The organism is uncultured Chloroflexus sp., from assembly GCF_937951745.1.
Lineage (GTDB): Bacteria > Chloroflexota > Chloroflexia > Chloroflexales > Chloroflexaceae > Chloroflexus.
Window position 1 is genome coordinate 62923 of record NZ_CALFBQ010000018.1, and the last position, 15504, is coordinate 78426.

General features: G+C 59.6%; 12 protein-coding genes. 7 read left to right on the plus strand and 5 right to left on the minus strand.

The features are described from left to right. The first annotated feature begins 232 nt into the window (after positions 1 to 232). From recO to Q1A59_RS05705, 4 genes are all read left to right on the plus strand, one after another. Positions 233 to 988 carry a DNA repair protein RecO gene (gene recO, locus Q1A59_RS05690; RefSeq protein ID WP_298404855.1) on the plus strand — a complete coding sequence of 252 codons (756 nt, stop codon included), beginning with the start codon at positions 233 to 235 and terminating at the stop codon, positions 986 to 988. Positions 989 to 1032: 44 nt separating this feature from the next. Further along, positions 1033 to 1722, plus strand: coding sequence for a PH domain-containing protein (locus Q1A59_RS05695; protein ID WP_298404858.1), 690 nt, complete (start codon positions 1033 to 1035; stop codon positions 1720 to 1722). Positions 1723 to 1967: 245 nt separating this feature from the next. Continuing rightward, positions 1968 to 2786, plus strand: a complete 819-nt coding sequence (locus tag Q1A59_RS05700; protein WP_298404860.1) for a purine-nucleoside phosphorylase — start codon at positions 1968 to 1970, stop codon at positions 2784 to 2786. A 161-nt stretch (positions 2787 to 2947) separates the two neighbouring features. Then, positions 2948 to 5743, plus strand: a complete 2796-nt coding sequence (locus tag Q1A59_RS05705; RefSeq protein WP_298404862.1) for a C1 family peptidase — start codon at positions 2948 to 2950, stop codon at positions 5741 to 5743. Here Q1A59_RS05705 and Q1A59_RS05710 read toward each other — a convergent pair. Further along, complete coding sequence (locus Q1A59_RS05710) at positions 5740 to 6393, minus strand: HAD family hydrolase (protein WP_298404865.1); 654 nt, start codon at positions 6391 to 6393, stop codon at positions 5740 to 5742. The two genes, Q1A59_RS05705 and Q1A59_RS05710, sit on opposite strands and share 4 nt — an antisense overlap. 238 nt (positions 6394 to 6631) lie before the next feature. Here Q1A59_RS05710 and Q1A59_RS05715 point away from each other — a divergent pair, with 238 nt between their 5' ends. The 3 genes from Q1A59_RS05715 to Q1A59_RS05725 all read left to right on the plus strand — a co-directional run bounded on the left by Q1A59_RS05715 (position 6632) and on the right by Q1A59_RS05725 (position 9692). Continuing rightward, positions 6632 to 7621 carry a MoxR family ATPase gene (locus Q1A59_RS05715; protein WP_298404866.1) on the plus strand — a complete coding sequence of 330 codons (990 nt, stop codon included), beginning with the start codon at positions 6632 to 6634 and terminating at the stop codon, positions 7619 to 7621. 10 nt (positions 7622 to 7631) lie between these two features. Further along, positions 7632 to 9062, plus strand: coding sequence for a VWA domain-containing protein (locus tag Q1A59_RS05720; protein WP_298404868.1), 1431 nt, complete (start codon positions 7632 to 7634; stop codon positions 9060 to 9062). Between the two features lie 237 nt (positions 9063 to 9299). Continuing rightward, a complete protein-coding gene (locus Q1A59_RS05725) occupies positions 9300 to 9692 on the plus strand; it encodes a hypothetical protein (RefSeq protein ID WP_298404869.1) in 393 nt (130 codons plus the stop codon). Here Q1A59_RS05725 and Q1A59_RS05730 read toward each other — a convergent pair. From Q1A59_RS05730 to Q1A59_RS05745, 4 genes are all read right to left on the minus strand, one after another. After that, on the minus strand, positions 9685 to 11109 hold the full coding sequence (locus Q1A59_RS05730; RefSeq protein ID WP_299644290.1) for a zinc-ribbon domain-containing protein: 1425 nt from the start codon (positions 11107 to 11109) through the stop codon (positions 9685 to 9687). The two genes, Q1A59_RS05725 and Q1A59_RS05730, sit on opposite strands and share 8 nt — an antisense overlap. A 68-nt stretch (positions 11110 to 11177) precedes the next feature. Next, positions 11178 to 12425: a VWA domain-containing protein gene (locus Q1A59_RS05735; RefSeq protein ID WP_298404873.1), complete on the minus strand. Its 1248-nt coding sequence runs from the start codon at positions 12423 to 12425 to the stop codon at positions 11178 to 11180. A 53-nt stretch (positions 12426 to 12478) separates the two neighbouring features. Beyond that, entirely contained in the window at positions 12479 to 13774 is a 1296-nt protein-coding gene (locus Q1A59_RS05740) for a serine/threonine-protein kinase (RefSeq protein WP_298404875.1), read from the minus strand. Then, positions 13771 to 15495: a Stp1/IreP family PP2C-type Ser/Thr phosphatase gene (locus Q1A59_RS05745; protein ID WP_298404877.1), complete on the minus strand. Its 1725-nt coding sequence runs from the start codon at positions 15493 to 15495 to the stop codon at positions 13771 to 13773. The genes Q1A59_RS05740 and Q1A59_RS05745 overlap by 4 nt, the downstream gene beginning before the upstream one ends. Positions 15496 to 15504: the final 9 nt, after the last annotated feature.

Genomic DNA, 15504 nt, shown 5'->3' on the forward strand with positions numbered 1-15504 from the left:
TAGTGCCAAGCGTACCGGCTCATTATTGTACCCTAGACCGGTGCAGTGGTAAAGCGAAAACCTGCTTGATCGGCCTCTTATGAGCGGCTATAATACAGCGTGCAAGAGAATTGCAATGGTCATGAACTGATCAACGATCAAGTGAGTATCATTATCTGGCGGGCAATCAATGAATTCCCGCGCAAGGCGCATCGCCAGCCTAGCCTGACGGCGCGCAATGGCGACCAGATCCATGCGAGAGCGAGTCTATCGCAGTGAAGCGGTGATCCTTCGCCGCAGCGATGTGGCTGAAGCCGACCGCCTGTTACTCATTGCTACGCCAACCGGGAAGCGATGGGTCATCGCCAAAGGCGCGCGCAAGATGAAGAGCCGGCTCGCAGGCCATATCGAACTCTTCACCCACGCGCAGATGATGCTTGCCGTCGGGCGTAATCTTGATATTGTCACTCAGAGTCAAATTGTGAATACCTTTCCGGTGCTGCGCACCGATTTAACGCGGCTTGGGTGCGGCTATTACGTCGCCGAATTGTACGATCGCCTCACCACTGAAGCGGAGGAGAATCCGCCGCTGTTCCAATTGTTAGTTGAGGCGTTCGGATCGCTCGATCGTAGTCCTCTGCCTGAGCTAGCGCTGCGCAGTTTCGAGTTGCACCTACTGCACTTGCTTGGCTATCGCCCACAACTCCACCGCTGTGTGGTGTGCGATGAACTGCTCACCCCTGAAGCCGATCGCTACAGTCCGGCGCTTGGCGGTGTGCTCTGCCCGCGTGATCGAGCGGCTGACCCGGCTGCCTTGCCGATGAGCGAAGCGACCTTTCGCCTCTTACGCTACCTTCAGGCCCAACCAGTCGCCGCTAGTGAAGAATTGCGCATCTCGGCAGCGACACGCCGGGAAGCAGCCGAGTTGCTGCGCGCCAGTTTGCGCCATCTGCTGGAACGCGATCTCAAATCTGCTGATTTTCTCGATCGTCTACTTTCGTCGCGGTAGGATAGTATGACTACAACGTTGCCAACAACAGAGGAGGGCGGGCCATGAACTACGTAGAAAGCCTGCTCGGGCGGGGAGAACAAATCCTATACGTTGCCCGCCAGCACATTTATGTGCTTATTGTCAACATTTTGGCCGAACTCACATTAATTGCCATATTGGTTGCGGCTGGCGTCGCCTCAAATATGGCGTTTCGCGATAACCCAACGGCGATGATTGGCGGGATTAGTATCAGTAATTTGATCCTGCTGATTTGCATCGTGATCAGCATTATTGTGCTCATTAGCGGATTCATCGACTTTCTACGCTGGAATTCCGAGCAGATCATCATTACTGATCGGCGGGTCTTGCAAGTGCGCGGTGTGTTTAATAAGCGAGTGATCGATTCATCGCTCGAAAAGATCAACGACATCGAGCTACGCCAGAGCATTTTGGGGCGTATCTTCAATTTTGGTACGATTGAAATCTTGACCGCATCAGGCAGCGAGGGCGCCAACGTGATGGATCGCATTGAAGCGCCGGTTGAATTCAAGCGAATGCTGCTCGAAGCTAAGCATAACCTCGATCGCGGCTATGGCTATCTTGATACCGATGGGTACACTCCCAGCCGTCAATCCGGTCGGGCGATCGATATCCAGCGCACACTGGAAGAACTGGCTCACCTCCGCGATCGTGGCATTCTTTCCCCCGAAGAGTTTGAGGCCAAGAAGCGCGATCTGTTGAGCCGGATTTAGTCGTTGGTCAACCCGGTTGTCATTGCGCGGGGGCGCAGCCCCCGAAGCAATCGCCTGTTTTAGCGTCAGGGATGCCTGAGCGGATAGATTCCGTGCTCGCAGGGCGGCATCGCCGCGCGGGGAGAGAGCATCGCACTGTCCCTACGCACGGCGATGCGATGAACAACGAGGAGCGCCAGCGCAATAGCAATCAACTCGAGAAACCGTTATAGTCCTTGTACGTTGAATAACCAAGTAGGTGTCGCATGTATAACGATATCGAACAGGCTCGCGCTGCGATTGCGCCGCGCCTGCGCCACATACCGCGGGTTGGCTTGATCCTTGGTTCTGGTCTGAGTGCGCTGGCAGATGAAATGGATGACGCAGCGGTGATCCCGTACCGCGATATTCCCGGTTTCCACGAGCCAAAGGTGATTGGCCATCGCGGCGAGCTGGCGGTTGGGTTATTGGCCGGACAGCCGGTGGCGGTGATGCGTGGGCGCTTTCACTTTTACGAGGGTTACAGCATGCAAGAGGTGACCTTCCCGGTGCGGGTGTTGCGCGCGCTCGGCTGTGATACATTGATTGTCACGAATGCCGCCGGCGGGTTATGCCCCGATTGGCAGGTCGGCGATATTATGCGGATTAGTGACCAGATCTTTTTGCCGGGGATGGCTGGCCACCATCCGCTGCGCGGGCCGAATGACGAGCGGCTAGGGCCGCGGTTTCCAGCTATGGTAGGTGCGTTTGATAATGAACTGGTACCGTTGGCCCGCGCCGTTGCCGCCGATCTCAACATCACGTTGCGCGAAGGGGTCTACTGCATGTTAAGCGGTCCGCATTTCGAGAGCGCCGCCGAGATTCGGATGGTGCGCATGCTGGGAGCTGACGCCGTAGGGATGTCTACCGCGCCAGAGATTATCGTTGCTATTCACGGCGGGATGCGTGTGCTTGGTTTTTCGCTGATTACCAACCTTGCCCTGCCCGATGGGCCGCCGGCGAATCACATTGAGGTGATCGAAGCCGGTGAGGCGGCCAAGCCGCGATTTGCAGCGTTGTTGCGCGGAATCTTGGCACGAATGTGAATGGAGGAAGGCGCAAAGCCGCAGAGGATGATAAACGCAACGATGCGAAGGTTCTTAGAGGATGGTATAAGCGCGCTTGTGTGCAACATCTCAAACCCTTTGCGCCCTTCGCGTCGTTGCGTTCAAACCTTTTGCACTCTTTGCGTTCCAAGGAGATTGTTATGCGCACCCTGACCCCGCTGACCGAAGTAGCCGCGATAGATGAAGCGACCCGCACAGCCTTGGCCGCCTATTGGATTACCAGCGTCGAAGAGTTGGTGGCGACTGCGCGGTCGAGCAATACCGGCTTGGGCAGCGGGCTGGCTGCGCTGGCGCAGGCGCTGGGCCGCAGCGATGACGACGTGCGGGCTATGGTGATGGCGGCGCTCGAGGTCGTGCCTGATGCTAGCTCGTTCAGCGTTGATGTGGCGATGGAACCGGTCGGCACTGGCGCGATTTTCGACGATCTGCCCGAAGTTGATGCCGCTGCCTTTAGCCCGCCGGTCGGTCTGCCGAGCGAAGTACCGCCGCTGATGACCCTGCCGCCACCGGTCAGCCAAGGGCCGCGCAATACTTGTGTCGCGTTTACTATCGCGGCTATGGTGCAGACGCTGAGCAACGATCCCACCGATCTCTCCGAGCAGTTTATCTATTGGATCAGCAAGGAACGTGACCGTATTCCCGGCGATGTCGGCACAAACCCGCTGGTAGCGCTGCGCGCGGTTGCCGAATTGGGGGTCTGCCGCGAAGAGACGTGGCCGTACCGACCAGAACCGGTTGACCATACTAATCCCGGCCACGAACGACCCAGCGATGTTGCCTTCCGCGAGGCCAAGCAGCGCCGGATTGCCGGCATCGATCAGTTGCCGGCCCGCGATGTCAATCAGATCAAGGCGGCGTTGGCCGCTGGTAAGCCGGTGCTGATCGGGTTGATGATCGGTGAGCATTGGACGAGCAGCGGCCAAGTGCGCCGGATCGGACGGGTGCGCCGCGCCTTGCCCGGCGAGCAGCGGTTGGGTGGGCATGCAATGTGCGCTTTGGGCTACCGCGATGACCCTTCCGCCCCCGGTGGCGGCTATTTCATTGTGCGCAATTCGTGGGGGAGTGACTGGGCGAACGAGAACCCAGATGGCCCCGGCTATTGTTATGTGCCATACCAACTAATCTTCGATGAAGGGTTGGCAGCGTTGATCGCCACTGGGGTGATCGTTGAACAGCCGAAGGTGGCAACGCCGGCATTAGACGCTGCTTCCGGTGAAACCTTAGCCGCTATCCTTGCCGAAGTGCAGGCCATCCGTACACGCCTCGACACGCTAATCGAGCGGATCGGTGCGTTAGCTGGCGGCCAGCCGCAATCAGTGGCGCCGGTTGAGGTAGCGCCAGTAACGCCGGAACCAATCCTGTCGCCAGTAGTCGCCGGTTATAGTGGCCCGCTCATCTTGATTGCCAATGAACAGAGCACCGACGAACTCTACCCCAACGGGATTGATGGCCGGCGCGGCGAGCCGTTGTTGCGGATTGACGCTAAAACCGCCAGCGATCTCGCTCAACGCAGCGAAGATCCGAAAGAGTTGCAGACTCTGCATAAGACTCGTAACGAGGCCGAAGAGAAGCATTTCGGCGTGGTTGCTGATGTCGATCAAGAGGATTTGGCTCAAGCGCGCTGGGCATTAGTGGTTAGCGCCACCGATGACGCTCGCCTGATCGAGGCGCTGTGGCCGTTGATCGATCATCGTGCCCAGCAACAAGGCATTTCCTTGCCGGCAGTCACCTTCCGCCCCGGCGAAACCTGCGCCGAATGGGCCAGCCGCTACGCCGACATCCGCCAGCCGTGGGAACAGCGCGTGCCGGTGCTGGTGTGCCGTCCAAACGAGCGGGTTAATGGTTGGTTAGCCCGCCACGGCACAATGGCCGGTCCGGTCAAACCGAGCCAAGGCGTGCCGTTCTACCTGCTGATCGCGGCCCGGCCCGGCCCGCTGGCGCCGAACGATCAAGCCTTCATCAGCTTCAACTTCCAGTATGAACTCGATATCTTCTGGGGGGTGGGAAGAGTTTGCTTTACCGATGAACGCGGCCAGCATCGCTATGCTGATTACACGACCTACGCCCAACGGCTGGTTGACTACGAGCGACGCAAGGCGAACGAGATACGCTTACGCCGTGAAATTGTCTATTTCGGCACCCGCCACGACCTTGATAAATCGACCGAGCGCAGCGCGATTGAGCTAGTGACGCCACTTTCGCGTTGGCATGACCAAAGCCTGCCGCAGCGGTTGGGGTATGGCAAACGGCTGTTGCTGGCCAACGATGCTACTCGCAGCAACCTTGAACAGGCGCTGCGTGAGGATAATCAGCCGCCAGCCATCCTCTTCAGTGCCACCCATGGCCTTGGCCTGCCGGCCAACGACCGCGAACTGATCCCATACCAAGGCGCCCTAGTGACGCAAGACTGGACAGGCTTCGGTGGAATCAAGCGCGAGCATTGGTTTGCTGCCGAAGACCTGCCAAGCACCCTCTCGCTCGAAGGGATGGTGGCGCTGCTGTTTGCCTGCTATGGTGCCGGTTGTCCGCGGCAAGACGAATTTATCTTCGATCCCAACAGAGGCCGCCCGCTGATCGCGCCCTTCACCTTCGTTGCCCAACTGCCGCAGCAGATACTGCTGCGCGGCGCGCTCGGCGTGGTTGGCCATGTCGAACGCGCATGGACGTATGGCTTCAGCATGGATGGCGCGCGCAGCCAGACCCAAAGCTTTGAAGATGTGATTGGGCGGCTGATCACCGGCAAACGGCTCGGCAGTGCGACCGATCAATTCAACATCATTCAAGCCGCTCGCTCGATGACACTCGCCGAAGAGTTAGAGAACATCAAATTTGGCAAGCAACCCGAACCGCGCGAGTTATCCACGCTGTGGATGGCGCGCAATGACGCCCGCAACTATATGCTGCTCGGCGATCCGGCGGCCCGGTTGGCGCTTTAACTCACCAACTCCCGCAATTCCGCCACCGAGCGGGCCAGCGCTAACGGCGCGGCCCGATAAAGGTCGTGGTAGGCACCGTAGCCGTAGGTGACGGCAATGCATGGCATCCGGTGTGTCCGCGCGCCGGCAATGTCGTAGGTGGTGTCGCCAACCATTACGGCCCATGCCCGGTCGGTGCCGAGCCGGGGCAGCAGGGTGGCGATGACCATTGCCTTGTTGCTGTTGCGGTCGTCGGGGTCAACGGCGGCGATGGCCTCGAAGTAGGCTTGCAACCCGAAGTGGGCCAAGATCCGTTCGGTGGGCGGGCGAATCTTGGAAGTGGCGACGAATAGCCGTACCCCAGCCGCGTGCAGGTCGCGCAAGAGGTCGGGAATGCCGGGAAAGACCGCATTCTCGAACATCCCAATTTCCCAGTAGCGTTGTCGGTAATGGGCAACCGCCTGATCGGCCAGCGCCGGATCGCCAAGCAATTGCTCGAATGACGCATGCAGCGGCGGCCCGATCCAGCCGCGCAGTTCGTCATCGGGTAGCGGCGGGTGACCGATCTGTGCCAGCGCGTAGTTAACGCTGCGGGCAATACCGGTGAAAGGGTCGGTCAGTGTGCCGTCAAGGTCGAATAAGATGGCACGAAATGGTCGTTGTCTGCTCATGCAGTTAGTATACCGCAAGAGTGATGGCCGGTTTGCGCCAAGAAACGGTGCTATAATGAAAATATCCAATTAATGGTGCAGGGTCATGAAACAGGAGATTCCTGCGGGTAAGTTGGGTGGCGCAGTGCAACCATTGGCTCGATGAAACTCCTCTTGCTGCGCTTGCTAGTTGCGATGTTTGTGGCTACGTATATGTGCCATCCTTCACGTCGTTACTCATCACAGAAAGGCCCCCGGCATGCTCAATTCAATGGCCGATGTGCGTGAAATGTTGGGGCGACACAATTATATCGCCTCTGATGAGATCAGCACTGCAATCTTCCTTGCCGAACGGCTAGGCAAGCCGTTGCTCGCCGAAGGACCTGCTGGCGTCGGCAAGACCGAGCTGGCCAAAGCGTGGGCCGCGGCGCAGGGCCGCGAGCTCATTCGCCTTCAGTGTTACGAAGGTCTCGATGAGACCAAGGCGTTGTACGAGTGGGAATACGCGAAGCAGTTGCTCTATACCCAACTGTTGCGCGAGAAGTTATCCGAGATGCTCGGCGATGCGCAAAGTCTGCGCGAAGCCGCCGATCGGCTCGCTGCGCAGGAGGATGTCTTCTTTTCTGAGCGTTTCTTGCTGCCACGCCCGTTGTTGCGCGCCATTACCAGCGATCAACCAGTGGTGCTGCTGATCGATGAGATCGATCGGGCTGACGCCGAGTTTGAAGCCTTCCTGCTTGAAGTGCTGAGCGATTTTCAAGTTTCGGTGCCGGAATTGGGCACGCTCAGGGCCAAGCATATTCCGACCGTTATTCTCACTTCGAATAATACCCGTGAGCTGAGCGAGGCGCTCAAGCGCCGTTGCCTCTACATTCACATCGATTACCCCGACCTCGAGGCTGAGTTGCGGGTGGTGCAGTTGAAGGTGCCCGGCCTTGCGCCCAAGCTGGCCCGCGAGGCCGTAGCGCTGGTGCAGCGCCTGCGCACGCTTGACCTCAAGAAGCATCCCAGCGTCTCCGAGACGCTCGATTGGGCACGGGCGCTGGTCGAATTGAACGCTCGCCAGCTTGATAAGGCGACCCTTGATACCACGCTCAACGTGCTGCTCAAGTACGAGAGCGATTTGCAACGGGCGCGCCGGCTGTTGCAGCAGGGCGACCGACCTGACCGCCCTGACCGTCCGGATCGGCCCGACCGGCCCGACCGTCCGCGCGGCGGTTATCGTGGCGGTGATTGGAGCAATAACTAGCGGAGCAAGTATGGAGCGACGGATTACCGAGTTTATTGCCGGGTTGCGTGCGGCTGGCGTGCGGATCAGCGTGGCCGAGTCGGCTGATGCCTTGCGGGCGATTGAGCAGGCCGGCATTAGCGATCGCAATATCTTCCGGCTGGCATTGCAGGCGGCGTTGATTAAAGAGCGGCAGGATCAGGCGATTTTTAACGATCTCTTTCCGCTCTATTTTGGCAAAGATGCGCCGCCGGCGATGCAGCAACCCGGCGGCGGCCAGCTCTCGCCCGAAGAGCAGCAGCAGCTCTTGCGCCAGTTGCAGCAACTGCTCGCCCAATTCCCACCTAGCCCGCTCGGCCAGCTCTTTCAGAGCATGGTCAGCGGCCAACCGCTCAGCAATCAGCAAATCCGCGCAATGCTGGCTAACGTCTCGCCGCCGCACCTCACCAACCCGCGCTACCGCGATTGGATGGCGCGGCAGGCAATGCGCGAATTGCAGATGAACCGGTTGCAGCAGATGCTGCGCCAATTGCTTGAGCAACTGCGTGAGCAAGGCATGCGCGAAGAGGCGCTGCGCGCGATCGAGCAGGCGGCGCGCGAAAATCTCGCGGCGCTTGAGCAGCAGATCGGCCAGCAAGTGTCCCAGCAGATGCAAGAGCAGGCGCAAGGGCAAGGGCCTCGCCAAGGTCAAGGTCGGCCCAGCGAGCGCGAGCTGCTCGATATGCCGCTCGAGCGGATCGATGAGAGCCTATTGCCGGAAATGCGCACACTGGTGCGCAAATTGGCCGCGCGCCTGCGCACTCGGTTGGCGTTACGCCAGCGCCGCGGCAAGACCGGCACGCTCGACGCTAAGGCAACCATCCGCACCAACCAGCGTTTTGGTGGTGTGCCGATGCTCGTGCGCCACCGTAAACGCCATCTCAAGCCGAAGCTGGTCATCTTGTGTGACCGCAGCGTCAGTACGCAACAGGTGATGTCGTGCATGCTGCTGATGATCTATGCGCTGCACGATCAGGTTAGTCGCACCCGTTCTTTTGCCTTCATCGACCGGCTCTACGATATGTCTCACTACTTCGCCGAATCGCGCCCCGAACAGGCGATTGCGCAGGTGTTGGCCGAAATCCGGCCTACCCGCAGCTATAGCACCGATTTGGGGAATGCCCTCGGCGAGTTTTGCCGCGATCAGTTGCATCTGGTTGACGGGCGCACGACGGTGATTGTGCTCGGCGATGGCCGCAACAACGAGAATGATCCCAATTTGCCAGCCTTCGAGCAGATTCGCCGTCGTGCCCGCCGCATCGTCTGGTTTGCGACTGAAGAGCGCGCGAAGTGGGGGGTCTACGATCCCGGTTCGCTGAGTAGCGATATCTATAAGTATGCGCCGATGTGCGATGCAATGCATGAGGTGACGACGTTGCGCCAATTGGCGACAGCGATTGACCGGTTGTTTTTGCATCCGTAGCAGGGAATGTTTTGCTGCCGCGTATCAAACCCTTTTGCTCGGCACGGGTTAAGCGCTATTCTAGCGTGCGGCTGCTGCACTCTGCATCAGGTTGAACGCCGGCGGCTTTGTTGCCGGCGAGAGTTTGAGCAGTGCGCTGGTTGGCTGTATCATTGCCTAGCATGCTCTTGTTCGGCACGAGTTCATAGAGTGCGGCAATGCGGCTGCTGCACTCTACATAATAAGGAATGATGCGTAATGCGGGTTGTGATTCGGGAAGTGTTGAATGTCGGCGGCTTTTTTGCTGGCGAGACGGTGACGTTGGCGGCGCAGCCGTGGCCGGATGGTGGTCCTGAGCAGACGGTGACGATCGACGATGCGGCGCTAACCAATGTGATTGCGCGCCACCTGCTGGTACCGGGGATGATCCTTGAGTTGCAGTTTGCCGGTGATCGAGTCGAGCATGCGACCTTGCTCGGTGCGCCTTATTATGCCAGTCTACGCACGGCGTGGCGGCAACCGCCGATTCTGCCTACGCCAACGCCGCGTGTACTCAGTTTTCGCTGCCCAGCTTGCAACGTGTGGGCGGTGGCAACCGGCGATCCGCTAGTATGTGCGGTTTGCGGCGCCACCGCCCCTACAGTTAACTGATCCGGAAGGTTGCCACCAATCGCCCGAATTGCAATTTTGTGCCATCACTAATCGGGGTTGGCGTTTGCGGTTCGATCCGCGTGCCGTTCACCCGTGTGTGGTTGGTGCTGTTGAGATCAACGATACTCCACTGATCGCCGGTATGTACGATTTTGGCATGCTGGCGACTCACGCCACCCGACTCGCCACCGTAAGAGGTCAAGTCAATTTCGGGAAAGATGTTGCTCACCGGGTCCTCGCGTCCAATCACGTACTCGTGTTTGCCCGGCTCAAGGATAATCTCACTGCCATCAGCTAGCTCCAACCGGGCTACCGCTGGCGGTGGGGTTGGGATAGGGGTAGCAATGGGGGTTGGGACTGCCGGATGGGCGGCTACTGGCTCAGCCGGCGCTGCCGCAGGTGCCGCTGGCGTTGGGGTGCTGCCGGTCAGGGCAACGAGTTCGGCCTCAGTCTTGGCTAGTTCGGCCCGCGCTGCATCGAGACCGGCAGTGATGAATGCTGGCACGCTGCCGGCGGGATAGCGGGCAGCCATCTGCGCGTATTGAGCAATGGTGTCGCGGTGCGCCGCCAATAATGCTTCGAGCCGAGCAACCTCTGCCGGATCAGGGCCGGTGGGGAGCGCCGCCAATTCCGCCTCGGTCTTGGCCAGTTCGGCCCGTGCCGCATCGAGCCCAGCGGTGATGAACGTCGGTACGCTGCCGGCGGGATAGCGGGCAGCCATCTGTTCGTATTGGGCGACTGTGTCCCGGTGTGCAGCCAGCAACGCTTCCAGCCGGGCACGCTCGGCTATTAGATCGATAGGTGCAACTGCTGGGGCGGCTGACGTAGCAGGCGGCGCGGGTGGTTCGGCCACTGGCGGTGCGGGTGATTCGGCCACTGGCGGCGCGGGTGATTCGGCCACTGGCGGCGCGACCATGGTTGGCCCTTCTGCCGGGATGGCTGGCGTAGGAGCTGGTGCTTCGCTTGCCGGTGGCGTATGGACGGCAACAGGCTCTTCTACCGGCGGCGGGGCAATGACGGTAGGCGTGTCAGCGGCGGGCGGCGGGGCAAACAACCTGCTCAGGTCAGCGCCGCAATTGTCGCAGAACCGTTCGCCGGGCAACACCGGATCGCCGCAATCAGGGCAGAAGAGTTGCGGTGCGCTAGGTGGCGCGAGCAACGTTGCCTGATCAGGTGTTATTGGCGATGCAACTGGTGTTGCCAGCAAGTCGGCGCCGCAATTGTCACAGAACCGTTCACCGGGGAGTACCGTCGCGCCGCACACCGGGCAGGATGGCGCGAGAGCGGTAGGTTGATCGGGCGAGACGGCTGTGGGCGCGGGAGCGGTTGGCGCTGCGCCGGTTAAGCGGGTGCCGCACTGATCGCAGAAGCGGTTGGTAGGCTCATTCTGCGCTCCACAGGAAGGACAGATGATCATAGTCGTTCCTCACCTTGGCAAGCAATCGCTCCCGAATGGCGATTGCGCGATTCCATCGCATCGTTTGCTTACTCATCTTCCAGCCGCTGCGTCAGCCGTCGAGTCGCATAGCGTAGCTCTTTCTGCGCTGCGGCGCTTAGTTGTTGGCCCTGTTCGAGCGCTGCCGCTTGTTGGTTAGTCTTTTCAGCTAGCTCCAGTTCCCCTAAATCAAGCAAGCGCGTCGCTGCGGCGCGTAATTTCTGGGTTGCGCCGGCGACGTTGCCGCTAGCCGCTTCACTCAACGCGCGCGTTTGCAGCTTAAACGCTGTCACACGCTCGACCAGATTCATCACGGTAGGATTGTAACTCTCTGGCCCGGCCTGATCGGCTACCTCAAGCAGTACGTCTTGTTTGATGATCATTTCAGCCGTTTGGTCCACCGGCGTTAGGTGCAATTCGGCCTGCGCCAGCCGAAACCGGCCACTAGCTCGTGGCGGCAGCATCAGGTCAAGCAGCACGGCTGCCGGTTGGCCGCCTGCCAGATCGCCTAACCGCACAGCCACCGCAGTGTCACCAATGGGCTGGTATCCCAGATTGGCAATGACCGGTTTGACCCGATAGACTGCGCGTGGCGTAACATCACGGACGAACCGCAGCAATAGGCGAGCATCGGTGGCGACGGTCGCTTGTGCCGCTTCCACTGCCTGTTGGAAGAAGGTCGTGATCTGTTCCGGCTCGGCTATGTAATCAGAGTGACCATCGCTAGCAGCGGCAATATCATCGAGCAACTGCTCGTTCCACTCGGCCCCCAGCCCCAGCGCCGTGATCCGCACGCCAGCCTTGCCAAGTTCTTGAGCCAAATCGCGGCAGAGCAGTTCGTCACCCCATGTCTGGCCATCGGTGAGCAATACCATACGACTGATGCGATCGGGACCGAGATACTTTTGCAGCTCGGTTTGTCCGGCCTGCATCCCAAGCGACAGCGCCGTGCCACCGGCTTCGGTGATAGTATCAACGGCGGTTAGCAACGCCGCTTTATCGCCAACCGGCGCTGCTGGCACCAGTGTCTGCACCGTATCGTCGAAGATCACGATGGCTGCGACATCGTGGGGACGGAGCAGTTCGATTACCCGGCGAGTGGCGGCTTTCATGCTGGCGAGTTTGGCGCCCTGCATCGAGCCTGAGCGATCGAGCACAAAACAGAGATTGAGCGGCATTGCCGTTGCCGGCGAAGCCGGCGCCAAAGCCTCGACCAGCAAATAGCCGACTTGCGGCGTAGCGCTAGCTGGGATTGGCGCGCGGCCCCACTGGCAGGTGAGCGTGATCTGCAGAGACATACGCAACATCCTTGTATAGCATCGAACGCAACGTCGGCGACATATCCGCCTAGCTACGCAATGAAAAACCCCAACACACAACAAAGCAGGTACGCGCCGGCGCTGGCGGCGAACCCGATCGCGGCATCACGGCGGCCATGCACGGTTTGGGCCGTATTCGGACTCACGAGAGCGATCAGACTCAGGATGCCGCTAATGACAGCGAACAGAGCGGCGCCTATCGCAATCAACACGCCCAAACCAGCCAATATATCATTACTTTCAAGGGCCGGATCAAGACCAACCATTCCCAATGCAATCACCATCAGCACCGTGCTGATAATCCCAATCCAGAGTCCGGCGGTTGCCAAGCCAGTGCTTGCCGCCCTCATCGCCGGTGCGGGGGCCATCGCTTCAACGCGCGCCGCTTGCGCTACCGGGGGCAGGCCGGCTTGTCGGTTTACCAAATTGCTGCTTCCGAACAGGGCCTGTTGCAACTCGATCAGGCTAGCGAACCGCTTGGCAGGATCGTTGTCAGTGGCGCGCGTAATGGCAGCCGCGATATATGGCGGAACTGAGGGATTGAGTTGGTTGACCGGTGGCAGCCGGAACGGAGTGGTGCTTGGATCGTGGCCGGTCAGCAGATGGTGCATCAACACGCCGAGACTATAAATGTCAGATCGTGGATCGGTCTGACCGCGACCGTACTGTTCGGGGGCGCTGTAACCGGGGGTGCCGAAGGCTTGGGTGTCGCGTTCTTTGCCCGGTTTGAACAGGCGAGCGATGCCAAAATCAACCAACTTGATTGTGCCGTCAGGCGTAATCATCACGTTGGTTGGTTTGAGATCGCGAAAGATAATCGGCGGCTGTTGCGCGTGCAGGTAAGCAAGCACCTCGCAGATTTGCGCTGTCCAGCGTAAAACTTCATGCAGGGGCCGGGGCAAACCGACACGATTGGTGTAATCGCGCAAGTTCTCGCCGGGCACAAACTCCATGACTAAATAGTGGCGGCCATTCTCTTCAAAGTGGTCGGTCACGCGCGGCAAATAGGGATGGTTGAGTTTAGCCAGCAACTCCGCCTCTTGCCGGAAGGCCGCTTGAGCTTGTTGGCGCTCAAGCGGTGAAGTGATCGACATGTCGCTCATTTCCTTCACCGCCCATTGAGCCGTTGTGAGCCGGCGATCAGTCGCCAGATAGACCGATCCCATGCCACCGGCACCTAGCCGGCGGCGTAATTCATACCGGCCCTGCAACACCTGCAACGGTGGCGCTGCGTTCGCTAGCTGGCCGCTGGTGGGTATGCGCGCGCCGCATTCAGGGCAGAAAAGTACGTCATTATGGATCGTTGCACCGCATTGTGGACAGTTCATAGTGTCATTCTCACCAGAATCACTGCGATATTGTCCTCGCCACCAGCCCGATTAGCCGCGGCGACTAGCGCGGCGCTGGCCCGTTGCGGATCGGGTTCTTCGGTTATAATCCGTTCCATCTCCGAATCGCGCGTCATCTCCCATTGGCCGTCGGAACAGAGCAAGAGCGCATCGCCGGGGAGCAATCGTAGACTAAAGAGATCAACTTCTGGCTCAGCTCGATCACCGAGCGAACGGAGCACCGCATTGCGTTGCGGGTGGGTGTAGATGTCCTCTTCGCGCAGATGGCCAAGCTCCACTAGCCGCATCACCAACGAGTGGTCTTTGCTAATCCGGCGCAGCTTATCATCGCGAAATAGATAGGTGCGGCTATCGCCAACATTTGCGATCACAGCCCGATCGCCTATGACTAACGCCATGGTCAACGTCGATCCCATATCGTTCGCTTGGACACGGCTCGCGTGATAGATAGCCTCGTTAGCGGATAACACTGCTTGCCGCACCAGTTCGCGTATCTCAGTCTCGTGATACGGACGCGATCCAGCGATCATTTGTTGCAGATAGTTGTCAATGATTACACGCGCCGCTGTGCGTACTGCCATCCCGCTCGCGACTTCGCCAGCGGCATGGCCGCCCATACCGTCGGCGACAATGTACACGCCGCAGCTCTGGCGCTGGCCATTGTTTTCGAGGCAAAGGGTCAGCGTAAACAGGCTATCTTCGTTGTGATCGCGCACGCGCCCGACATCGGTATACGAACCGGCGAGTTGGAAGAGAGGCACGGGATGGGTACGTTCATCGCGTAAGGCGGTCAAGCGGGCTGCGACTGCGGCAGCATCACGCAGCTCACCGGTGCGGATCTGGCGTAAGACCACCCCTAAGCCATCGGGTATCTGTTCAACGTCCGCCACCGTTTCTTCACTCAACCGTTGGGTCGTGCGCGGGATGGCGGTCAGCCGTTCCAGCGCTTCCGCCAACGCCAACAAGTCGGCCTGAAACGCAGCTTCACGCTCGGTGTCACTGACTAACCGTAGCTGGTTGGCCTGCCGCAAGCAGACCGTTGCCGGCCCGCTCAAGCCGAGATCATCGATCGTGAGCGAGCCAAGAGTGATACCCGAGCCATGCAGATTCACCAGCAATTGGGCAAGCGAGGCGCCAATCGTCAACGCTGTTGTCTCATCGAGCGGTGTCGCCAAGGGCGTCAACTCCGTATCGGCTAGCACCGTCAGTTGCATGCCATTCAAATCGCACTGTTCGACAATGTCGGGTAAGATAGCGCGGGCCAGCGGGTCGGCCAGCCGGTCAATCAAAGCTGGGCCAGACGGCTCATCGCGTTGCGAGAGGAAAGCGGGGTAGACACGCCCTTCCAGCGCGGCGCCACAATCGATGCAGTACGACTCGTTGGCGTCGTTAGCGGTTGAGCCACAGGCCCAACAGCGTTGCCACGGTGCCAGATCGCGTACTTTGAGCGGGCCAACCGGCCATGGTTCGGTGAGAGGATAGAGCGGCGCAAACCGGTTGGCAAAGAGTGGCAAGTTGGTCTCCATCGTTTCCTCCTCGCCGGCATACAGTGATGTTGGTGGCGCAATCGCTTGGGTGAGCATCTCGCTCAGCAACCCCTCGCTGGCTGGCAATGGCTGGCGTCCCGGCAATGGCTGGCCGCAGACAGCGCAGCAACGAGCGTGCGCGCGATTTTCCGCCCCACATATAGAACAACGCATAAACCTTAG